This window comes from Paenibacillus sp. FSL A5-0031, from assembly GCF_001956295.1.
In the GTDB taxonomy this organism is placed as follows: Bacteria; Bacillota; Bacilli; order Paenibacillales; family Paenibacillaceae; genus Pristimantibacillus.
Genome location: NZ_MRTD01000002.1, coordinates 436,817 through 457,637, shown reverse-complemented (window position 1 = coordinate 457,637; position 20,821 = coordinate 436,817). Strand labels below are relative to the sequence as shown.

Here is a 20,821-nt window from a genome sequence, read left to right as displayed (position 1 = left end):
TCTCGCCTTAAATAGAGAAAGGAATTATATTAATCAACTAGCGTGTTGAAAGAACGTCTGAGTTAAATTGGATACTATAATGTTTTCGCCATCACTTCACTTTGAATATGACCACCTAAGTAAAGGTGGATGACTCTCCAGGTTCAGCGGAAACCCCATTCTTCAGCGTTGGAGGAGCAGAGGCTTCTGTCGGAAAGCGCGCTACGCCAGAACATGTTGTAATAAGTCGTTATAAACAGTTGAGCGTCAGAAGATAACCTATGGTGAAACATAGGTTATCTTCTGACGCTCTTTTTATTGCCGTACCGCCACCTGAATGACACATTGATCCTTTATAGTATAGAAACTGCCATCAATAATAAAGGAAAGATAGGAGAAATAAACATGTATGAAATTCATAATGTATCCAGATTATTTGGCCAGGAATATGCACTTAAAAATATATCTCTGGAAATCAAGGGTGGGCTTAATTTTATCGTAGGTGCATCAGGAAGCGGGAAAACAACCCTCCTCAAAATATTAGCTGGTTTGGACCAGGATTTTAAAGGGGAGGCTTATTACAAAAAGCAAAGTTTAAAAACGCTGAGCCAAAAGGATAAGAGTGAGTATCACAATAAAAAAATCGGGATCGTATGGCAGGAATTTAATTTGATCGATGATTTATCGGTATTGGATAACATTAAAATGCCTCTTTACTTAAACGATACCATTTCAGGTGAACGAATAACCCAGCTTATGAAGCAGCTTAAAATTAATGAGCTCGCAAAGCAGAAGGTCAGAAATCTATCTGGCGGTCAAAAGCAGCGGGTGGCTATAGCAAGAGAGCTTATGAAAAATCCGGAGGTCCTTATTGCGGATGAGCCCACAGCTGCGCTTGACCCGAAATCAGCCAGTGTAATTATTAATATATTGAAGCAAATCGCCAAAACGCGTACTGTCATTATCGTCACGCATGATAGCTCGATGCTTGACGATAACAGCAGTGTTTTTGAGTTTGATAAAGGCGAGCTCGTGTCGGAAACCAAAGTTGAACAAGCTAAGCCAAAACCATCTCCAATGACAGCAAAACCTGCATTATCTGTGAAGCGGACCATGTCAATCTCAATGACCAATATAAAGAGTAAAATAAGCAGATACGCGGTGTTGGTTATTGCCATATTGGTATCGACAAGCTTTCTATTCATGAATACATCAGGCCGTATACAGAACACGAGTCAAAACAGCTTTGATGAGTTGTACGCTGCGATTGGCGAGGGCCTTTTTGATATTGAAATTGCGTCTAAATTTATAAGCGCAGGCAGTTCAAGTGAATCTGATCAAGAGCAAAAGCCGAATGTCGATGTGGATCAGGACATTGCAGGCCTTTATGAAAAATACTTAAATGATGAACGTGTGAAGCACGTGGTATTTGCTCAGGCAGTGAATAATATTACGGTAGTCTTAGATGGCAAGGAGCACAAGATTGAGGGCTCAAACAATGTTCCTGTATTCAAAAAGCTAATAGCTGGTAAAATGCCCTCGGGTGATCATAATGAAGTGGTTGTCTCAAACAGCTTGGCAGATGTTTTAGGCGTTTCCAATAATGATCTCATCGGCAAAACGATTGACCTCCGCGGGACGTTATTTAATTGGGATTCCGGAGAACCAGTTGAAATGCCAGTTGGTACAACTATCAAAATTGTTGGTGTAGCGGATACAACAGCTGTGGTAGAGATTAATGGTGAGATTAAGGAGTTTCCAGTAAACGACTCATTCTTTTTCAGTAAATCATCAGTTGTGGAAATGCGTGAACAGGCGAACATGAAATCCAAAACGTCTAATTTCTCGATGAGAGCAAATAGCGCTGAAGACATGATTTCATTGAAAGACGAGCTGCTGGCGATGGGAATTGTGCCGAATGGCAGATTTGAACTGGTCGAAGATATGGTTCGATTAAATGCTCAGGCGAAAGAACAATCAGGCTCAGCTGTCATTGTCATTAGCATTCTGTCTCTAATCGTTTCGCTTGCCATTTCGTTCATGACTGCAGCTATGCGTAAAAGAGAATATGCGATTTTCAAAATAAACGGCTATAGGAATAGCGATCTAACAAAAATTACGTTCGTGGAATACTTGTTTGTTAGCTTAGCGGTATTTGTGTTATTTGTGTTGGCCTCTCCACTCATCAACATGGCTATGAATTCAATTACTGGCTCGCCAGGTGTTTTGGAAGCCAAATCATATGCTATAGAAGCGGGCCTGATAATCCTCATTGCTTGGTTTTGCAGCTTGATAACAACGATGGTGATTGGGACTGTAAATACATTCAAATCGTTGAAGTCAGGTGACAGATCATGATTATTTTAGAAGAGGTAACAAAAAAATATGGTGACCAAACGATTTTAAACCATCTAGGCTATACGTTTCGGGATACAGGGATTACCTGTATTCTTGGCGCATCAGGCAGTGGGAAAAGTACATTATTGAACCTGCTTGCAGGGTTTGATATGAATTACAAAGGAAACATTACGGTATGCGATGAGAAAATTACAGAATTGACTCCAGCAGAGCTTTGCCAATTCCGACAAAACCATATCGGGTTTATTTTTCAAAGTTACAATTTAATAAGCGGTTATACTGTTATGGAAAATATTTTACTCGCAGCTGAGTTGAATGGGAAATCAGCGCAAGAAAACCGTGATAAGTTATTTGCATTAATCAAAGAGTTGGGCATCGAAACGAAGGCAGAAGAAAAAGTGGAAAACCTATCAGGGGGGCAAAAGCAGCGCGTTGCGATTGCGAGAGCTCTCGTGAATGATCCGCAAATATTATTCGCAGATGAGCCAACTGGAGCACTTGATCGTGAGTTAGCTAATCAAATCATGGATATCTTGAAGGAAGTGGCAAGGGATCGGTTGGTCGTTGTCATTACCCATGATAAAAAGATATGTTCGTGGGCTGATGAAGTTTTGTCTATCCAAAATGGGAAGATACAGGTTGTTTCATCTCAAACAATATCAGCAGAACAAACGATAGTCCAAAAGCGAATCAAAGCAAAGCATACGAGTAACCGTGCCAAGGTTTCCATTTGGAAGCGTGCTGTTAAAAATTTTAGAGTGCGACTATTTCGTTATATGGCAGTTAGCTTGGTTATTGCAATAGGAATTGCGCTGTTTGTTGTATCACTATCATCCAGCAACATCATGAGTCAGACTATTACTGATTTTAAAGACAAAAACACCGCGTTCAATAACGGATATATTGCGTTAAATGAGAAACAAGATCCATTTAAACTATTAATCCAGGATCAAAGAATTGAAAATGTCTATTATCAATACGTGCTCAAGGACATAGCACTTACCCTAAGTGCAGGGAGCGTTAGCTTTAAAGAGAAAATACCCATGCCAAGAGCCACTGAAAATATGTCATATGGCATCATGCCGAGATATGGGGAGAACGAGATTTCAATTACGCCAAGTGTAGGGAGAAAACTTACCGATAATATCCGTGAGCTCATTGGCCAAAAAATAACGCTAAAATATAACGGAGACAGTTTCCCTCTCACAATCAGCGGTATCTATAACGCAGGTTATGATGACTTTTTCATCAGCGCCGATGTGGAGCAATCACTGTATGGGCATGAGAGAGGAGAGAGGCCATTCTCAGTTTCTTATGATGTAACAAGCTTTTCGGATATTGTGCCGGTAACAGAGGATTTGGAAAAACAAAACATAACGACCAAAACGGCTGTGGAGCAAGTCGCTGCTCTGGAGAAAACCTTTAACAGCGTAAAGAAGCTTTTTCTTGCTGTGTCCATTCTTATTTTATCCATCGCACTTTTTATTAGCATTGTACTGCTTGCTAAACAAACAAATGCTAGATACCGTGAGATCGGAATTTTAGCAGCTCTCGGCTACAACAAAGGATGGATCAGAGGGATATTAGCTGCTGAAAACATCCTTTTAGCTAGTACATCAACGATTCTCAGTATCGGGATGTTCTTCGTCATCAGTTATGTATATAGTCTTTTGCTAGGGGGCGGAATGATCATACAAGCCCTGCAAATTGCGATTACTGTCATTTCAACATTTATCATTATTCTTTTAATGAGTACGATTGTTAGTCGGAAACTAATTGCTGCTGAGCCGGCGGATGCTCTTCGGAAATAAAGGATTACGAAGTAATACTTAGTGATGTTAAAAGGCAATATCGTGTCGCAAACGAAAACAGTCTATACTCCTGAATGATAGGGGTTTAGACTGTTTTTTTATATTTTCAGCTAATTGGCCTTAGTTAATTATGTTCTAGAAGAGGAAGGGTTAAATAAAACGTTACACCATCCGCTTCATTAAACACGCCATACTCACTTTCATGTCGCTGTAAAATCGCTTTTACGATGGACAAGCCGATGCCGGTTCCTCCAAGCTCACGGCTGCCTGAGTGGTCGGCTCTATAGAAAGTGTCCCAAATATAAGGCAGATCCTCTTCGGGAATAGGCATGCCCTCATTTTTAAGCGCTACCCGTACGGATGACTGTTCGGTCTTTATACGTATTTCAAGATTTCCTTGAACGGGGGTATGGCGTATAGCGTTGCCAAGCAGGTTGATCAGCACTTGCTCCAGCCGCTGCCGATCTGATCGCACCCATAGTTCTTCAGCATCTAGTCCAATCAGCTGGGGACGAATGGATTTCTCATGCAAGAGTGGAGCGATCTTCGTTAGTACCGATTGGACCGTTTCATAAAGCGGGACCGTTGACCATTGCAGTGCAAATCGGCCGCTCTCTAGTTGGGAGAGATCCAGCAAATCGGCGACCAGACGGGCCATCCGCTCCGATTCCTCGATAATCACGGCCGTATATTTATCGCGTTTCAGTCCGTTTGCTACATTGTCTTGGAGCGCTTCAGCATAACCTTGGATTAGACTGACCGGTGTTTTTAATTCATGTGATACGCTAGCTACGAATTGCCTGCGCATGCGTTCTAGCTGCTTTTCTTTCTCAATATCATCAAGCAATTTCAAGTTTGCTTCCTGTAATTCTGCCATCGTTTGCTGCAGATTACGGGCAAGGCTATTCATCGTTCCCGCGAGCTGGCCGATTTCATCCTTCCGGTTCATACGTACGAATGCTGTGAAATCGAGCTTGGCCAGACGCTTTGCTACTTTGTTCAGCTGCATCAGCGGCAATGTAATGGTGCGTGAAAGGAAATAAGCAAAAAGTAAAATAGGGATGGCAGCAAGCGCGTAAAAATACATATAAAATCGGCTCATGACTTGAACAGCATCGCCGACGGGCTGGAGTGTTGCCAGTGCAATCAAATACGCATCTCCACCCCTATTGTTTACTGTGTTCGGCAGCTTCACTGCGGCAAGTAGCATGTTTTCGTTATCAGCATTAAAGGATGATATTTTCGTCACGCTCACATGTCCTGTTTGGGATAGTGTGCTGAATCGGTCGTTATTTTGCAGCCAAATGCTCATGGCGTCTGACAGCCGATTACTGTAGGGATTAACATAAGTTGCAGGTACGAGGGGTTGGCTTCTAATGTTCTTATCATCCAGCGGAGGCTGGACGTAAGGCTCGGGATCGAGTTGAATCGATATATCGTAATCATGATTAAGGATGATGGAAGGCGTCACAGGTATAGCAGGAATGGCTTTGTAGCCCCCAGCATATACGTCGATTTTATTTCCTTGCTTGTACAACGTGGCTGTTACACCGTAAAAGCGTTGTTCGAAGCTGACGACCTCTTCTGGCTTGACGTTTAGATCGTAAACACCGGATGCATACTTATGATAAATGCTCTCCATCTGCTGAGATAGCTCATTCGACTTCTGCTCGATATAAAAAGTTCCAAAAAATTTAGTCTGGAGCACCATCCATAAGATGATAAATAACATCAAAGCGACCAAGGTCACCCAAAATATTTTGAAATCCAATCGCTCTCTCTTCATAAATACCTCATGTTTTGTTTTGAAATTTATAACCATTGTTGCGCACGGTTTGGATGTAATCAGACTTGTCTCCTAGTTTTTTGCGTAGACGTTTAATTTGCGTATCGACTGTGCGGGCATCGCCGAAATAATCGATCCCCCATAAGCGATCAAGAAGAGTATCTCTTGTTAATACGATATTTGGATGCTGGTAGAAGAACAGCAGCAGTTCATATTCCTTTGGAGACAATTCGATAAGCTTGCCGTAAAGATAAACTTCATGGGCTTGCTCATTAATTTCCAAATCTTGATGCTTCTTCAGCTCTGCGGCCCCATCATGAACATGCCATCGGCTTAATAAGGCTTTAATTTTCGCAATCAATACTTTGGGGCTAAATGGCTTAGTTACATAATCGTCTGCACCCAATTCGTAGCCATATAACTTATCTTCTTCCTCCGACCTAGCCGTTAGCATAATTATTATAGTGTGGGAGTGACTGCGAAGCTGCTTGCATACTTCAAAACCATCTATCCCTGGCATCATAATATCAAGCACAACGAGATCAGGCGGCGTATGGCGAGCATGCTCTAACGCTTCATAGCCATTTGCTGCTTGTATGATGCGGTAGCCCTCTTCTTCCAAATAATCTGCAACAAGCTCCCGCATGCGAGGCTCATCCTCAACGATGAGTATTAAGGGCTGTTTCACCATGTTGGATCCAATCTCCTCTTTAGCCCATGTCATTCCACTGTCATAGGGGCATTATGATTCTTATGGTTTGGAGCTCACTAATTACCACCATTATGGAGGAAATGATCCTGTAAACGCAATGCTGCTCTATATACCGGCTCATTCGCCCCTAATTTGCATTGCTAATGGTTTTCATTTGTCGTTTTATGATAGTATATAGACCTATACGCTAAGAAGGAAGTGAACCATTATGATCAACATAACGATTCCGGCGCCGGACGTAACCATAACCAAGCAGGTTAATCCACAGCTGAGCAATATTTATGGCTTTACTGATTTTCACCTGATTACAAGGGAGCATGGCGGTTTCTTTATGTTTTACAACGATAAGGACGAGCTGTTGTTTGTCGGCAAGGCCCGGAAGCTAAGACCCCGTATCAAAAAACATTTTGAGGATTCCGTATCCGTCATGAAAAATCATCGCAATGAGGTTACTAAAATAGAGGTTTATGTTAATGAGGATTCGGTTGATCGCGAGATTTACGAAACATACCTTATAAACAAATTTAGAGCGAAATACAATGTAGAAAAAGTGTTCTTTAAATAAATAGATCGACAAACACAAAGCAATGAGCGCAGTCATTAGGACGAGGCTTATTGTTTTTTTGTTTAGGGTGAGATGGCGGCTTGTTGACATCGAAAAGTAAACCTGTTATATTTATCTTAAATTAAAGATAATTAAATTAAAGATTGTTTTAGAAGATGATTTGTCTTCATGAACCACGGGAAAGCTAAAATTGAATGGAGGAATATATAATGAATCAATTAAAAGGTATCCATCACGTTACGGCAATTACAAGCAGCGCAGAGCGCAACTACGATTTTTTTACAAACGTGTTAGGCATGCGATTAGTGAAAAAAACCGTGAACCAAGACGATATTCAAACGTATCACTTGTTTTTTGCAGATGATAAAGGCAACGCAGGAACTGACATGACATTTTTCGATTTTCCACATATTCCGAAGGGCGTGCATGGAACGAACGAAATTTCAAAAACGTCATTCCGAATTCCGAATGATGCGGCTTTGCATTACTGGGTAGAGCGATTCAACCGTCTAGATGTGAAGCATACCGGTATTCAAGAGATGTTTGGCAAGAAGTCACTTTCGTTCGTTGACTTTGATGACCAACAGTATCAATTGATTTCGGATGAAAATAATAAAGGGGTAGCTTCAGGGGTGCCTTGGGAAAAAGGACCAATCCCGTTAGAGCACGCGATTACGGGTCTAGGACCAATCTTCATTCGCATTTCTAATTTCGAGAACTTCAAAACGATGCTGGAGAAAGTGCTGTTGTTCAAAGAAATTGACCAAGACGGCTCATTCCATCTATTTGAGGTTGGTGAAGGCGGAAACGGAGCTCAAGTTATTGTGGAATACAATGCTGTGCTTCCACAAGCGCATCAAGGCTTCGGCACCGTTCACCACGTGGCATTCCGTGTTGAAGACCGCGGCGTATTGAATGAATGGATCGAGCGCCTAGAGAGCTTCCGATTGCCGTCTTCCGGCTATGTAAACCGTCACTTTTTCGAATCGTTGTACGCTAGAGTGGCTCCGCAAATTTTATTCGAATTTGCAACGGATGGTCCAGGATTTATGGGTGATGAGCCATATGAAACGCTTGGTGAAAAATTATCGTTGCCTCCTTTCCTAGAGCCTAAGCGTGAAGAAATCGAAAAATTAGTCCGTCCAATCGATACGGTTCGCAGTACGAAGGCGTTTATTAAAGAATAAAGCTTTAGAAAAAGACAGAGGCAGTGGAATGATTGGACAATATCCCCTATACTTGTAAGGCAACTTCAAGGAGAACTTGAATGTATAATAAGGAATGGGGGACATGAACTTATGTCTAGTTTGCCAAATTGCCCGGAATGTAATTCTGAATACACGTATGAGGATGGCAGTCTGCTAATCTGTCCAGAATGCAGTCATGAGTGGAGCTTACAATCAGAATCCGATAATGATGAAGATAAAAGAATAATTAAAGATGCGAATGGAAATGTGCTGAACGATGGCGATTCTGTAACGGTCATTAAAGACCTTAAAGTTAAAGGCAGCTCGCTCGTTATCAAAATAGGCACAAAAGTAAAAAACATCCGTTTAATTGAAGGCGATCATGATATTGATTGTAAAATTGATAGCTTTGGCGCTATGAAATTGAAGTCGGAATTTGTTAAGAAGATTTAGGATTTGTTTTTAATTCAAGTATAGATGAGGCCCGATTAGCTCTTTAGAGCTTATCGGGTCTTTTTATTGATGTTTAGAAGAAAATAATTTTCATAAATTAAATAATGGTGAAATTAATTTACAAAATGAGGGTATTATGATATGTTGATTTTGCCTAAAAGGCAGGAGCAGTCAAGGAGTAAATAAAAACAGTGGTGGAGTGGAGTCCAATGAATACAAATAGAAATGTACTTGATAGGATAAGAAGAAAGCTGGTCGTTTCCTGCCAAGCTTTGCCGGATGAGCCGCTTCATAGTCCATTTATTATGGGGAGAATGGCATATGCAGCGTTTTTAGGCGGTGCTTCGGGTATTCGTGCCAATAGCGTAGAGGATATTAAGGAAATTAAGAAGCAAGTAGATTTACCGATCATAGGCATTATAAAAGAGGTTTATGAGGGGTCTTCCGTATTTATCACCCCTACGATGAAGGAAGTAGATGCGCTTTGCCGTGAAGGCGTGGATATCATCGCAATGGATGCAACAAATCGTGTGAGGCCGGACGGATCAACGATATCGGAATTATTTCCTTTACTACGAGATAAGTATAAAGATCAGCTCTTTATGGCGGATTGCTCGACCTATGCTGAAGCTATCGAGGCTGCAGCGCTAGGGTTTGACATTATTGGGACGACTCTTAGCGGCTATACGGAAGCAACAAAAGATAATGTTTTGCCAGATTTTCAGTTGATAGAGAAGCTCGTGAATACGATATCCGTTCCGATTATTGCGGAGGGAGGCATCTCAACACCTGAGGAACTAAAACGATTATTTGACCAAGGGATTTATTCGGCTGTAGTGGGATCTTCCATTACAAGACCGATGGAAATAACCAAAAAATTCGTAAAGGCTGTTGAATAGCCCATGGGAATGAATATTTTAGCGGCAGATATTGGCGGTACCCATACGAAGATAGGCATTTGCGATGAACGAGGCCGTATCACTCAGTTCAAGGAGTATGCAACTGAAGCTCATATGGGCGGCAAGCATCTCATGGAAAAACTGCTTTTCCAAATGGAGTCGTATCAGCATTTTGATGCTGTCGCTATTAGTACGGCCGGACAAGTGAACGCGGATGAGGGCTGCATCTTGTATGCCAATGAGAATATCCCAAGCTATACAGGCATGAAGGTCAGAGAGATCGTAGAGAATCGGTTCCATAAGCCAGTGAAGGTTGAAAATGATGTGAATGCGGCTGCTTTAGGCGAGGCGTGTTTTGGAGCGGCAAAGTCGTTTACTGATTTCTTATGCTTAACGTTTGGGACGGGGATTGGCGGAGCCATCGTCATGAATCGTCAGATCTATCGTGGTGCGAGCGGCTCAGCTGCTGAATTCGGTCATATGTTTACCCGTCCATTGTCGCAAACGAATGGCGGCACGCGCAAATCATTTTATGAAACTTATGCCTCAACGACAGCCTTAATTCGAATGGCCCAAGAAGCTGATCCTGAAATTGTAGACGGAAAAGGTTTTTTTGATAAAATACAGGTAGGAAACGAACCATTACAACAAATATTGCATGCATGGACGACTGAAGTATCCACGGGTTTGGCTTCACTCATTCATATCTTCAATCCACCTGCTATTATTGTAGGAGGCGGAGTGATGGAGCAGGATGAGCTTGTTCGAATGGTTGAGAAACAAACGAAAGCTTTAATTATGGAGAGCTTTGCTGGTGTGAACATCGTAAAGGCATCTCTTGGAAATAAAGCTGGCTTATTAGGTGCGGCATCATTATTTCTACGCGGAATGGACAGGATTTAGGGAGGTGATCGGTTGCGCACTATCAATATTTTTACAACGATTCATTCGAAATACAACAACCTAACGAATACCGAAAGGAAAGTAGCAGACTTCATTCTGGAAAACTCGGAAGGTGTCGTCTACATGTCGATTACTGATCTTGCAGATCACTGTGGAGTGGGCGAGTCCAGCGTATTCCGGTTTTGCAGGTCGTTAAGCTATAAAGGGTATCAGGATTTTAAAATCGCCCTTGCACACAGCATCACCGCTGAAAACGAAATACCGCAGCTCACGGACAAGGTCCTGATGAATGATACGATGGATCAAGTGTCCTCTAAGGTGCTCTCATCCAACATAAGTGCATTGAACGAGACCTATAACTTAATCGATAACGAAAAAATGGATCAGGCGATTGAGCATTTACTCCAAGCGGAACGGGTCATATTTTTTGGCGTAGGCTCCTCCTTAATGACGGCAATGGAAGCGAAAATCAAATTTATGCGTATCACAAACAAAACGGAATGCAGCATCGATTCGCATCTGCAGATGATGTCAGCGGCATTGATGACGAAACGAGATGTCGCTGTCGTTATTTCTTATTCCGGCTCTACAAAGGATACGATTGAAGTAGCGAAAAGGGCTAAAGAAAGCGGTGCTACCGTCATTTCAATTACGAGGTTCGTTAAGTCGCCGCTAACCTCTTACTCCGACCTGACGCTGCTGTGCGGAGCGAATGAAGGACCTTTGCAGGGCGGCTCATTATCTGCGAAGATTTCACAGCTTTACTTGCTCGATGTTTTGTATGTGGAATATTTTAAAAGAACCTATGAAGATTCAATAAGGAATAAGGAAAGCACGGCTGCGTCGGTAGCTGTGAAGTTGCTATAAAGCTTACGGTGAACAAAAAGAGGCAGAGTGCGGTTGAGAAGCACTCTGCCTCTTTTTTGATTTTCATAGAAAAAGCCGCTCTATCGCGGATCGGCACGAAGAGCGGCTGGCTTTAACATAGTTTAATGATGAGATTTCGATTATGAACGAGGCTTGAAGATGCCAAAAGGCCGACCGATTGGCAGAAACACACGCCCAAAATGCGTGTTCAATACAGCTGCGCCTGCGGCATATAGCGATAGGAGAGCAATACCCATTTCCGCATAGGCAGCTAGTGTGTGGAACACGTCGGGTGCTACTCCGAATGCATCGAAGCTCAGTCCAAGGAAAAGCAAATCAATTAGAACGAAGATGAAGAATAATACTTTATTGGTCTCCGCTGCTCCGATAGTCATTAGCAGCGAGAAAATGAGATAACCGACAAAAGCAAAACCAAGCTGCTTGTTATCTGCGATTGCAGCCAGCTCAGCGCCGAACACACCGAGCTTGATCAGCCAACTGCCGGCCATCGCCATCCAGAAGAAAGCATAAGCGCCAAAGGCGGTCATACCGAATGTATTGTTATGTTTTGCATCTTGAATAGAAGCAAAGAGCTGAGCAAAGGCGCCTAGAAAAACCGCCCATGGAATAACGAGGCTTAGACCGTCAGTTAAGCCGAGCTTCTGTGAGGAAGCTACGAGCGTAACGATAGCCAGCCCAAATAAGCCGATGGCGCTTGGGTCGGCTGTTACAATTTTGACATTGGAATGATGTTCATTATGCATGTTAGAAAAGAAACCTCCAATAGTTTTCAGGGGTAAACCTGCAATAGTATAGTTGATTCTGCCGATACCAGAATTTCTAGTTTAACGGAAAAGACCTAGCTCGCATAGGGGGAAATTATTGAAAACGCCCCTTTTGCCTTGTTTCAGCAGAGGGGCGTCACATAAATGTTTTAAATTCAGCCTTTTGGCTACTGTCCGAGCGATTTCTGTTTGGGGATAGGTCCGAATAAAACCCAATGTCCTTTCATTTTTCCAGCCCAAGCAACGATGATCCATGAGCCAATTAAAGCCAGGAAGAAGCCTCCTGCAATCCATGCTCCGTAAACGAGCGGACTCCCATTCACATCCATCATACGGTAATATCTGAGGAACATCGGATGCAGCAAATACATGCCAAATGACGCATGGCTGAGATGAATAAGTACCGATTTCAAATATTCCATACGGGATGCCTTAATCCGAAGGGCAAGATGAATAAGCAGCAAACAAGCCGAAGTAATATAAACTTCATTTTTTATTTGTACCAAAAAGCTATCGTTAAATAGTAGTTTTCCCTGCGCCTCACGTAAAAAGTAGATCACGTTGATCGTGCCGGAAATGGCTACTACTAGAATTAATGTGCTGCGTAAAGCAATGCTGCTGCGTTTGCGCTCCCAGAAGGCATAAAACCTCGTATAGTTGATTCCTATATAAGCCCCGATACAAAAGTACAAGCTGTATGCGAAAAAACCGCTGGTGACGTATTTGATTCCCATTTCCTTGGCGTTCAGCATATAAATCCACTGAATGAGAAGTCCGCCTGTGATCAGCCAATTGACGAGACGCGGCCATTTTCTCATCACATACCAAAGTACAGGGAAGAGCAAATAACACTGGATAATAATAAAGATAAAATACAAATGAGCATAGGTTTTTCCTATCAGCAATTTAACGAGAAAATCCCAAGTTTGAAAATAAGAGACAAACTGCTCGAAATTAATAAATCCGTATCTGAAATAGATGATAGTGGCATAATACATAAACGAAAATAGGAGAAACGGCAGCATAATTTTAGTGATGCGTTTCTTGTAGAACATCGTAGCTGTTTGTTTGTTTAATGGTTTATCATTGTAATTGTAGAAAAGAGATATGCCGCTGATCAGAATGAAGAGAGGCACGGCGAATTTGGATAACGTATTAAACAGGACAAGAATCAAAAACAGTGTGGAGTTAGGATCGGAATTGACTACTGAAGAGGATGTCGCGTGAATCATAATGACAGCAAGTATGCCAAATGCGCGTAGGCTCTCAAGCTCAGTCAAAAGCGCCTTCTTAGCTGGCGGTTGAGACATTTATGCACCTCGTGAGTTAGTTGATAATTTAACAATATTTGTTGCTAAAATGCTGACAAGCTAGTATAGCACAGAAGTGGAAAATTATAATGTAGTAGTTTGTGGAGAAAATGTGCGCGGGCAGGAAAATTGAAAAAGGAGCTTAAATTTAAATCTCGAATATCTAATGTAATCGGATAGCTAAAAATCTAATGACAGACAGGAGTTAGATACCATGATAAAAGGTTTTGGCGGAATATTTTGGAGAACTAAAAATCTTGAAATGATAACAAAATGGTACAGTGAAGTGTTGAAGCTTGAAATAGGGAATTGGAATGGGACGATGATAAAACCCGAATCCGGAAATGAGACTATTTTTTCTTTTTTTAACGAGAATGACAGTTATTTTCCATTAGAACAACAAGTGATGATAAATTTCCAAGTACATAATGTAAACGAGATTATTCAGCATCTTGAACATATGGGTGTACCTCTTGCTAAGAACTTAGAGGTTAGCGAATTTGGGAAGTTTATTTGGATTGAAGACCCGGAAGGTCGATTGATCGAGCTTTGGGAGAAAAACGGGTAACTATAACTTAACCATCACTATGGCGAGGCTATCGGCATGAATCGGTAGCCTCGTTTAAGTAATAGATAAATTAGAATTTATGGAGGAATCAAAATGGATGTAACATTTCAAAGAGATCACTTATTCTGGGTACACGAGCCTAAAGAATATACGATTACAGATGGAGAAATTGTGATTAAAACAGAAGCTGGAACAGATTTTTGGCAAAGAACCTATTATGGCTTTCAAAATAATAATGCTCCTGCTTTGTTAATGAAAACCAATGAGAAATACTTTTCATTTTTAGTAAAAACGGAATTTGACAGTAAACAACGCTTCGACCAGTGCGGCGTAATTATTTATCAAAATAGTGATAACTGGATAAAGGCTTCTATTGAATATGAAAATGAAGAATACCAAAGATTAGGAAGTGTTGTAACGAACTTAGGCTATTCTGATTGGGCAACTACGGATATTTCTGCAACAAAGAAATTGATGTATTACAGACTAAGCCGGCGTGAAAGCGATTATTGTATTGAAAACTCTTATGATGGCATTCACTATAAGCAAATGCGTATTGCGCACCTTTTTGAAGGAGCAGACAATATACAGATTGGTATTTATGCTTGCAGTCCAGAAGAATCCTCATTTAATGCTATTTTCACAGAAATGAAATTTACTGAATGCCAATGGAAAGATCATAAGTAACAAATTTTCAGTTTAATGTCCTAATGGTTGAAATTAACCTTTCTCAGGAAGATGTTCTGGCTGATTGACGACAACAGATCCATCATCTAGTCTAAGCCATGTTTGAAAGTCAGCTTCCCCTTCGGTCAATTGTATGATCCGTGCACCACGCGGAAAACCCTCTTTTCCATAGGTGTTATAGCCCGTAGCTCTTCCATAACATAGACGGATACCATGAAGCTCACCCCAGTAATCATTGATATGATCATGCCCCACGAACGTACCGCGGACATCTTTCATTTCAAGAAATGCTGTGAAAAGTCCAGAATTGATTTTTGGACTCGCTACGCCCTCGTGTTTCTGCCCATAGCAGGTATGCTCGTTCCACACCTCGTTATATTCGGGCACAGGGATATGGAAAAAAGCAAGCGAAGGCAGTGGCACATCATTGTTTTGTTTCGTCAAACGAGCGGATTGCTCCTTATACCAGCCAATTTGGCTGTGAGTTACCCATGCATAGCCGCCAACGGGCTGATCGGCATACTCGCCTGAATCCAATAAATATAATGCGGCAGCGGGGCTGCTATTATTTTTAGAATGGATTTCCAGCACATAATTTCCCGCACGATCCCCCAGGCTAGGGCCCATTTCTGTTAAGCTGAGCGGTCTTTCCTGCTGCAAGCGAATAAGCTCTTCTCTGGTGGTGCCAACCTCGGTATCATGATTGCCAAATACAGCTGCCCATGGGATATTAAATTCTTCCGCTGCTTTGACGGCCTTTTTAAAGGACTCTTGTCTATCCGTACAATGCTCGCTATAAATAACGTCACCGGTAAAGATCACCAAATCCGGTGATTCTTCTTGCAGGACGTTCTTCATTAGAGAATAGGTTTGTAAATCCTCTTGCTGCTCGTTTTGCCAGTGCAGATCTGTAAATTGAACAATTTTGAATGTGCCATCTTCTCGAAAGTTTAAGTTAGCCATAGTACCCTCCACTTGGATCTCAATCGAATGATTTCCGCCAAAAATATGTAAACAATGGTTTACGTTCATTCATTTCGATATCATTCCGCATTATCCTGCAATAAGGCATGATTAAATAAGGGCTGTCCCAAACGTAGATGTATCTGCGTTTGGGACAGCCCTATTGTTGTTCCGCTATGATATTAAAAATCAAAGTTGTCGGGATCTGGACCCACCCGAAGATTTTGATTCAGAGCGTCTATCCGGGACTGCTCACTCTCAGATAGTTCAAAATCAAATACATTACTATTTTCGATGATGCGATGCTCTTTCGTTGACTTCGGAATCGTTACAATGCCATGCTGTAAATCCCAGCGCAGAATGACTTGAGCAATGGATTTATTATGCTTCTCAGCAATCTCCTTAAGAACAGGATGATCTAACAGCTGACCTTGCATAAGCGGAGACCATGCTTCGATTTGAATGCCTTGTTTCTTGCAATAGTCGATTAACTCTTTCTGCGTTAGCTGCGGATGGAGCTCCACTTGATTGATCATCGGTTTAACGGCAGCATCTTTCATTAACGTCTCCAAATGATGAATCTGAAAATTGCTTACGCCAATGGCTTTGACTCGGCCATCCTTGTAAAGGGTCTCCAAAGCTCTCCACGCCTCTTGGAATTTGCCTTCTACAGGCCAATGAATCAGGTACAGGTCAAGATAGTCTAAACCGAGTTTATTTAGCGTAGTTTCGTAAGCCGCCAGTGTAGATTCATATCCGAGATCAGCATTCCAAACCTTTGATGTGACAAAAAGCTCTTCTCTCGTCACGTTATACTCAGCCATAGCTTCACGAATGCCTTGTCCGACACCTGTTTCATTGCCATAAATAGCTGCGGTATCAATACTGCGGTAACCATTTTTAATCGCTGCTTTGACGGACTCGACCAGCTCCGTGCCATCCTCAACTTTAAAGACGCCAAGACCAAACCAAGGCATTTGAATACCATTGTGAAGTGTAGTTGTATCCTGTAAATTTTTTGCGATCATAGTGAAGCCCTCCTGTGTTTTGTTTCATCTTTTTTTTCTAAAGCTCTAGCCCAGCCGGTTAAAATTACAGCGCCGAGAACCATCAATCCGCCAACCCAAGCCGTATGAATAAGTCCCATCGAGTCCGTAATAACACCGCCCAAATAGGCGCCAATGGCGATACCAGCGTTAAATGCAGCGATATTGACAGCCGATGCGACATCTACCGCCTTCGGCGCATAACGTTCAGCGAGCATCACGACATGCACTTGCAAGCCGGGCACGTTCATGAATGCAAATAGACCCATCAAGATAATCGTAATTAAGCCAACCACTTTAAACGGTGCGGTGAAGGTAAGAACAAAGAGTATGATAGCCTGCAAAATAAACATGTAAAACAAGGCGGTAATCGGCTTCTTATTGGCAGCTTTCCCACCGATGACATTGCCGATGGCGATGGCGATGCCGTATACCAAAAGAATGGCCGCTACCGTACTTTCCTTAAATCCGGTTATATCGTGAAGCAACGGGGATAAATAAGTAAAGACAACAAACGTACCCCCGTACCCAATAGCAGTAATCGCGAATGCAAGCAGCAATCTTCCATTCGTGACCAGTTTTATCTGCTCGCGCAGCGGTGTTCGAGTTCCTTTGCGCAAATCGGAAGGAATCAACACCATATTGGCAATAAAAGCGATAACGCCAATAAGAACTATGCCAACAAAAGCAGCACGCCAGCCCATATGCTGTCCAATCCAAGTACCTAACGGTACGCCTGTAACGGTTGCTACAGTGAGTCCGGAGAACATAATTGCGATTGCGCTAGCTCTGCGGTTCTCAGGAACGAGATCGGCTGCAATAGTAGCGCCAATCGACATAAATACGCCATGAGCCAGTGCTGAGATGACGCGAGCGGTAAGTAAAATGCCAACTCCGCTTGCCGATGCCGCAAGGCTGTTCCCAGCAATAAAAACAATCATGATCCAAAACAATAATGTTTTTCTTGGAATCGTAGATGTTAAAGATGTTAATATTGGAGCTCCAAAAGTAACCCCAAGAGCATACAACGTAACGGTTAGTGCCGATGTTGTAACCGATATATTCAAGTCTTCAGATATAAGCGGAAGCAGCCCTACACTGATGAACTCTGTTGTCCCAATCGCAAAGGCGCTTATGGCTAACGCTAGAAGCGCCAGGGTACTTCTTTTTTTATCTAATGCCATTTGTATAACCCCTTTTGTATGGTATTGCCGGCCGGTAAGTGCTATTATGATGGGTTTAGGCAGTAATGAACAGTACGTACTTTGAAGTGCTATAGGTACTAAAAAGTAATAAATGCATGAATAGTAGGCTATAGCTTGGTTGGGGAGGATATATCTATGATTAAGAAAAAATACAATATTTCAGTGGAAGCGACCCTCGAGGTTATTGGAGGGAAATGGAAATGCGTAATCCTTTGTCACTTAACGCATGGCAAAAAAAGAACGAGTGATCTCAAACGTATTATGCCCTCCATTACACAAAAGATGTTAACGCAGCAGCTGAGAGAGCTGGAGCAAGATGGCATCGTGAATCGAATAAGCTACAATGAGGTCCCGCCGCGGGTTGAATATGAGCTCAGTGAATACGGATGGAGCTTAAAATCGATATTGGACTCCCTTTGCTCATGGGGCGAGATCCATATTATTAAAGAATACGGCAATAAGGCTGCCGTATTGGAAGACAATGGCCTAAATAATCTTGAGATGGATATCGTCGAACTGGAAGAAGATGTGCTTTGTTAATCCATCTAATAACAAATAGGCTGTCGTCAAGTGGACGACAGCCTATTTGTTTATGACGATTATTAAGCTTTTTGTTCGTACAGCTTAACGATTTCAATAATTGTATTGACGGCTTGGACCATATTGTTAACCGATACATACTCAAATCGGCCATGATAATTTTCTCCGCCGGTGAAGATATTCGGTGTCGGCAATCCCATGTAGGAAAGCTGCGAGCCATCTGTGCCGCCGCGAATCGGTTCGATTAGCGGGGTAATGCCGAGGTTGATCATCGCTTGCTCTGCGATGTCTACGACTTGGATTACCGGCTCGATTTTCTCCTTCATATTGTAGTATTGATCTTTTATTTCAAGGACAATACGTTCTTCTCCGTACTTCGCTTTCAGTTCCTCTACGATACGAGTTAGCTCCAGCTTTCTTTCATTAAATCGGTTGCGGTCATGATCACGTATCAAATAATGAAGCTCCGTTTGCTCGACGTCGCCTTGAATGGATGACAGGTGGTAGAAGCCTTCATGGCCTTCTGTCTGTTCAGGTGTTTCATTAGCCGGCAGTTTTGCGTGGAGCTCCATCGCCATTTTGGCGGCATTGATCATTTTGCCTTTGGCCGTTCCGGGATGCACGTTTTTGCCCTTGCATATAATGACAGCGCCAGCGGCATTAAAGCTTTCGTATTGAAGCTCGCCCAGCGGACCTCCATCCATTGTATAGGCATAGACCGCATCAAAGGCTTGTACATCAAACTTATGCGGACCTCGGCCGATCTCTTCATCAGGAGTGAAGGCTACTCTTATTTTGCCGTGCTTCAACTCAGGATGATTAATGAGATGAGCCATCGCCGTCATGATCTCAGTTATGCCTGCTTTATCGTCTGCACCAAGCAGTGTCGTGCCGTCTGTTGTAATCAGCGTATGACCTTTATAGCCGTGCAGCTCGGGGAAGTCGTTCGGCGACATAATGATGCGCTGTGCTTCATTCAAGATAATGTCATTCCCGTCATATTGTTCAATAATTTGCGGCTTGACGTTAGTGCCAGTAAAGTCAGTTGCTGTATCGATATGCGCAAGGAAACCGATGGTTGGGATCTCTTTATCCGTATTGGCTGGAAGAGTAGCCATGACATAGCCGTTAGCATCCATCGTAACCTCTTGCATGCCGATGGTTTTCAATTCTTCTACTAGTATATTAGCTAGCGTCAATTGTCCGGGCGTGGAAGGGCAGGTTTCGCTGCTTTCATCGGACTGTGTGTCCACCTGCGCGTAAGTGATAAATCTGTTTATAATCTCGGTTTTCATCATTCTCAGCTCCAATACAAATAGTCATATAGCAAAATACAATACAAAAGCGACGTATCTTCAACCGTCACTAGAAGTGGTCTCTAATCTGTTTACTTTAAAGATGATACGCTGTTCCATGATTTTTTTCAAATCGCTTGGGAAACAATGAGAGCAGAGGTGGAATCACGGCATGCATACCTATATGGATATATTAATACGTACGATTGTTGCTATTTTACTGCTTCTATTAGTAGCTAGAATATTGGGCAAACAGACGATTTCCAACATGACGTTTCATGATTTTGTGACCGGCATTACGATAGGGGCACTTGCAGCCAACTTGGCATTCAATGATACGTTGAAATGGACGCATATTATTTTATCACTCGCGGTTATGACCGTTACGTCTTATCTGTTATCTGTCGTTGCTTTAAAGAGCCGTAAATTACGAAGCTGGATTTCAGGTTCCCCAACGGTACTCATTGAAGGCGGGAAGATTCTTGAGAATAATATGAAGAAGGTCAGATACACTTTGGATTCTTTGGATCAAGCTTTAAGAGAAAATGGGATTTTTAATATGGATGAGGTTGAATATGCAGTTCTTGAGGATAATGGAATGGTGTCTGTACTAAAAAAAGACGAGTATCAGCTTGTCACGAAAAAGGACATGAAGCTTCAATTAAACAAGCAGGAGTTTCCCATTGAATTGATTATGGATGGTTCACTTTTGGAAAAAGAAATGAAGGAGAATGGGCTGACGAAGGAATGGCTGGAAAACGAACTGAGAAAAAAAGGAAAGAAAATATCTGACGTTTTCTACGCGGTAAGAGGGACAAAGAAGCAGCTCATCTTTGACTTTTATGAAGACGGTATACAAAAACCTACGGATGAAGAATAAAGATGCACGCAACGGTAATTTG

20 protein-coding genes are annotated in these 20,821 nt (G+C 42.2%); 12 read left to right on the top strand and 8 right to left on the bottom strand.

The window, feature by feature from the left end; genetic code table 11:
• Positions 1–384: 384 nt before the first annotated feature.
• Both BK120_RS05515 and BK120_RS05510 read left to right on the top strand, forming a co-directional pair.
• Positions 385–2,337, top strand: a complete 1,953-nt coding sequence (locus tag BK120_RS05515) for an ABC transporter ATP-binding protein/permease (RefSeq protein ID WP_076266471.1) — start codon at positions 385–387, stop codon at positions 2,335–2,337.
• Positions 2,334–4,148 carry an ABC transporter ATP-binding protein/permease gene (locus tag BK120_RS05510; RefSeq protein WP_076266470.1) on the top strand — a complete coding sequence of 605 codons (1,815 nt, stop codon included), beginning with the start codon at positions 2,334–2,336 and terminating at the stop codon, positions 4,146–4,148. The genes BK120_RS05515 and BK120_RS05510 overlap by 4 nt, the downstream gene beginning before the upstream one ends.
• 124 nt (positions 4,149–4,272) lie before the next feature.
• Here the strand turns inward: BK120_RS05510 and BK120_RS05505 are convergent, their stop codons facing one another.
• Positions 4,273–5,934, bottom strand: coding sequence for a sensor histidine kinase (locus tag BK120_RS05505; RefSeq protein WP_076266640.1), 1,662 nt, complete (start codon positions 5,932–5,934; stop codon positions 4,273–4,275).
• A 7-nt stretch (positions 5,935–5,941) separates the two neighbouring features.
• Entirely contained in the window at positions 5,942–6,625 is a 684-nt protein-coding gene (locus tag BK120_RS05500; RefSeq protein ID WP_256710805.1) for a response regulator transcription factor, read from the bottom strand.
• 229 nt (positions 6,626–6,854) lie between these two features.
• On the opposite strand from BK120_RS05500, the gene BK120_RS05495 reads away from it, so the two are divergent.
• The 6 genes from BK120_RS05495 (at position 6,855) to BK120_RS05470 (ending at position 11,520) form a co-directional block, all read left to right on the top strand.
• Entirely contained in the window at positions 6,855–7,211 is a 357-nt protein-coding gene (locus tag BK120_RS05495) for a nucleotide excision repair endonuclease (RefSeq protein WP_076266468.1), read from the top strand.
• A gap of 209 nt (positions 7,212–7,420) precedes the next feature.
• Positions 7,421–8,398: a ring-cleaving dioxygenase gene (locus BK120_RS05490; RefSeq protein WP_076266467.1), complete on the top strand. Its 978-nt coding sequence runs from the start codon at positions 7,421–7,423 to the stop codon at positions 8,396–8,398.
• Between the two features lie 111 nt (positions 8,399–8,509).
• A complete protein-coding gene (locus tag BK120_RS05485; RefSeq protein WP_054025674.1) occupies positions 8,510–8,851 on the top strand; it encodes a zinc ribbon domain-containing protein YjdM in 342 nt (113 codons plus the stop codon).
• 209 nt (positions 8,852–9,060) lie between these two features.
• Entirely contained in the window at positions 9,061–9,750 is a 690-nt protein-coding gene (locus tag BK120_RS05480) for an N-acetylmannosamine-6-phosphate 2-epimerase (RefSeq protein WP_076266466.1), read from the top strand.
• A 3-nt stretch (positions 9,751–9,753) separates the two neighbouring features.
• Positions 9,754–10,653 (top strand): ROK family protein, encoded by a 900-nt coding sequence (locus BK120_RS05475; RefSeq protein ID WP_305953873.1) that lies wholly within the window; start codon positions 9,754–9,756, stop codon positions 10,651–10,653.
• A 12-nt stretch (positions 10,654–10,665) separates the two neighbouring features.
• Entirely contained in the window at positions 10,666–11,520 is an 855-nt protein-coding gene (locus BK120_RS05470) for a MurR/RpiR family transcriptional regulator (RefSeq protein WP_076266465.1), read from the top strand.
• A 140-nt stretch (positions 11,521–11,660) separates the two neighbouring features.
• Here BK120_RS05470 and BK120_RS05465 read toward each other — a convergent pair whose 3' ends face one another.
• Together BK120_RS05465 and BK120_RS05460 are read right to left on the bottom strand one after the other, a co-directional pair.
• Positions 11,661–12,284, bottom strand: a complete 624-nt coding sequence (locus BK120_RS05465; protein ID WP_076266464.1) for an acetate uptake transporter — start codon at positions 12,282–12,284, stop codon at positions 11,661–11,663.
• A gap of 188 nt (positions 12,285–12,472) precedes the next feature.
• Positions 12,473–13,615, bottom strand: coding sequence for an acyltransferase (locus tag BK120_RS05460; protein ID WP_076266463.1), 1,143 nt, complete (start codon positions 13,613–13,615; stop codon positions 12,473–12,475).
• Positions 13,616–13,829: 214 nt separating this feature from the next.
• On the opposite strand from BK120_RS05460, the gene BK120_RS05455 reads away from it, so the two are divergent.
• Both BK120_RS05455 and BK120_RS05450 read left to right on the top strand, forming a co-directional pair.
• Entirely contained in the window at positions 13,830–14,183 is a 354-nt protein-coding gene (locus BK120_RS05455) for a VOC family protein (RefSeq protein WP_076266462.1), read from the top strand.
• A gap of 93 nt (positions 14,184–14,276) precedes the next feature.
• Entirely contained in the window at positions 14,277–14,870 is a 594-nt protein-coding gene (locus BK120_RS05450) for a DUF1349 domain-containing protein (RefSeq protein ID WP_076266461.1), read from the top strand.
• A gap of 33 nt (positions 14,871–14,903) precedes the next feature.
• Here BK120_RS05450 and BK120_RS05445 read toward each other — a convergent pair whose 3' ends face one another.
• From BK120_RS05445 to BK120_RS05435, 3 genes are all read right to left on the bottom strand, one after another.
• Positions 14,904–15,833 carry a metallophosphoesterase family protein gene (locus BK120_RS05445; RefSeq protein ID WP_076266460.1) on the bottom strand — a complete coding sequence of 310 codons (930 nt, stop codon included), beginning with the start codon at positions 15,831–15,833 and terminating at the stop codon, positions 14,904–14,906.
• Between the two features lie 182 nt (positions 15,834–16,015).
• The gene (locus BK120_RS05440; RefSeq protein ID WP_144376691.1) at positions 16,016–16,861 is read right to left on the bottom strand and encodes an aldo/keto reductase; all 846 of its coding nucleotides are present in this window, start codon (positions 16,859–16,861) and stop codon (positions 16,016–16,018) included.
• A complete protein-coding gene (locus tag BK120_RS05435; protein ID WP_076266459.1) occupies positions 16,858–18,063 on the bottom strand; it encodes an MFS transporter in 1,206 nt (401 codons plus the stop codon). The genes BK120_RS05440 and BK120_RS05435 overlap by 4 nt, the downstream gene beginning before the upstream one ends.
• A 156-nt stretch (positions 18,064–18,219) precedes the next feature.
• On the opposite strand from BK120_RS05435, the gene BK120_RS05430 reads away from it, so the two are divergent.
• Positions 18,220–18,624, top strand: a complete 405-nt coding sequence (locus BK120_RS05430) for a winged helix-turn-helix transcriptional regulator (protein WP_076266458.1) — start codon at positions 18,220–18,222, stop codon at positions 18,622–18,624.
• Positions 18,625–18,686: 62 nt separating this feature from the next.
• On the opposite strand, the gene pepT is transcribed toward BK120_RS05430, so the two are convergent.
• Entirely contained in the window at positions 18,687–19,919 is a 1,233-nt protein-coding gene (gene pepT / locus BK120_RS05425) for a peptidase T (protein WP_076266457.1), read from the bottom strand.
• 172 nt (positions 19,920–20,091) lie between these two features.
• Here pepT and BK120_RS05420 point away from each other — a divergent pair, with 172 nt between their 5' ends.
• Positions 20,092–20,799 carry a DUF421 domain-containing protein gene (locus tag BK120_RS05420; RefSeq protein ID WP_076266456.1) on the top strand — a complete coding sequence of 236 codons (708 nt, stop codon included), beginning with the start codon at positions 20,092–20,094 and terminating at the stop codon, positions 20,797–20,799.
• The last annotated feature ends 22 nt before the right edge of the window (positions 20,800–20,821 follow it).

Excerpts from the sequence above, each read along its gene's own strand:
- BK120_RS05515 (WP_076266471.1), top strand. The coding sequence starts at position 385 with ATGTATGAAATTCATAATGTATCCAGATTATTTGGCCAGGAATATGCA.
- BK120_RS05510 (WP_076266470.1), top strand. The coding sequence starts at position 2,334 with ATGATTATTTTAGAAGAGGTAACAAAAAAATATGGTGACCAAACGATT.
- BK120_RS05505 (WP_076266640.1), bottom strand. The coding sequence starts at position 5,934 with ATGAAGAGAGAGCGATTGGATTTCAAAATATTTTGGGTGACCTTGGTC.
- BK120_RS05500 (WP_256710805.1), bottom strand. The coding sequence starts at position 6,625 with ATGGTGAAACAGCCCTTAATACTCATCGTTGAGGATGAGCCTCGCATG.
- BK120_RS05495 (WP_076266468.1), top strand. The coding sequence starts at position 6,855 with ATGATCAACATAACGATTCCGGCGCCGGACGTAACCATAACCAAGCAG.
- BK120_RS05490 (WP_076266467.1), top strand. The coding sequence starts at position 7,421 with ATGAATCAATTAAAAGGTATCCATCACGTTACGGCAATTACAAGCAGC.
- BK120_RS05485 (WP_054025674.1), top strand. The coding sequence starts at position 8,510 with ATGTCTAGTTTGCCAAATTGCCCGGAATGTAATTCTGAATACACGTAT.
- BK120_RS05480 (WP_076266466.1), top strand. The coding sequence starts at position 9,061 with ATGAATACAAATAGAAATGTACTTGATAGGATAAGAAGAAAGCTGGTC.
- BK120_RS05475 (WP_305953873.1), top strand. The coding sequence starts at position 9,754 with ATGGGAATGAATATTTTAGCGGCAGATATTGGCGGTACCCATACGAAG.
- BK120_RS05465 (WP_076266464.1), bottom strand. The coding sequence starts at position 12,284 with ATGCATAATGAACATCATTCCAATGTCAAAATTGTAACAGCCGACCCA.
- BK120_RS05460 (WP_076266463.1), bottom strand. The coding sequence starts at position 13,615 with ATGTCTCAACCGCCAGCTAAGAAGGCGCTTTTGACTGAGCTTGAGAGC.
- BK120_RS05455 (WP_076266462.1), top strand. The coding sequence starts at position 13,830 with ATGATAAAAGGTTTTGGCGGAATATTTTGGAGAACTAAAAATCTTGAA.
- BK120_RS05450 (WP_076266461.1), top strand. The coding sequence starts at position 14,277 with ATGGATGTAACATTTCAAAGAGATCACTTATTCTGGGTACACGAGCCT.
- BK120_RS05445 (WP_076266460.1), bottom strand. The coding sequence starts at position 15,833 with ATGGCTAACTTAAACTTTCGAGAAGATGGCACATTCAAAATTGTTCAA.
- BK120_RS05440 (WP_144376691.1), bottom strand. The coding sequence starts at position 16,861 with ATGATCGCAAAAAATTTACAGGATACAACTACACTTCACAATGGTATT.
- BK120_RS05435 (WP_076266459.1), bottom strand. The coding sequence starts at position 18,063 with ATGGCATTAGATAAAAAAAGAAGTACCCTGGCGCTTCTAGCGTTAGCC.
- BK120_RS05430 (WP_076266458.1), top strand. The coding sequence starts at position 18,220 with ATGATTAAGAAAAAATACAATATTTCAGTGGAAGCGACCCTCGAGGTT.
- pepT (WP_076266457.1), bottom strand. The coding sequence starts at position 19,919 with ATGAAAACCGAGATTATAAACAGATTTATCACTTACGCGCAGGTGGAC.
- BK120_RS05420 (WP_076266456.1), top strand. The coding sequence starts at position 20,092 with ATGCATACCTATATGGATATATTAATACGTACGATTGTTGCTATTTTA.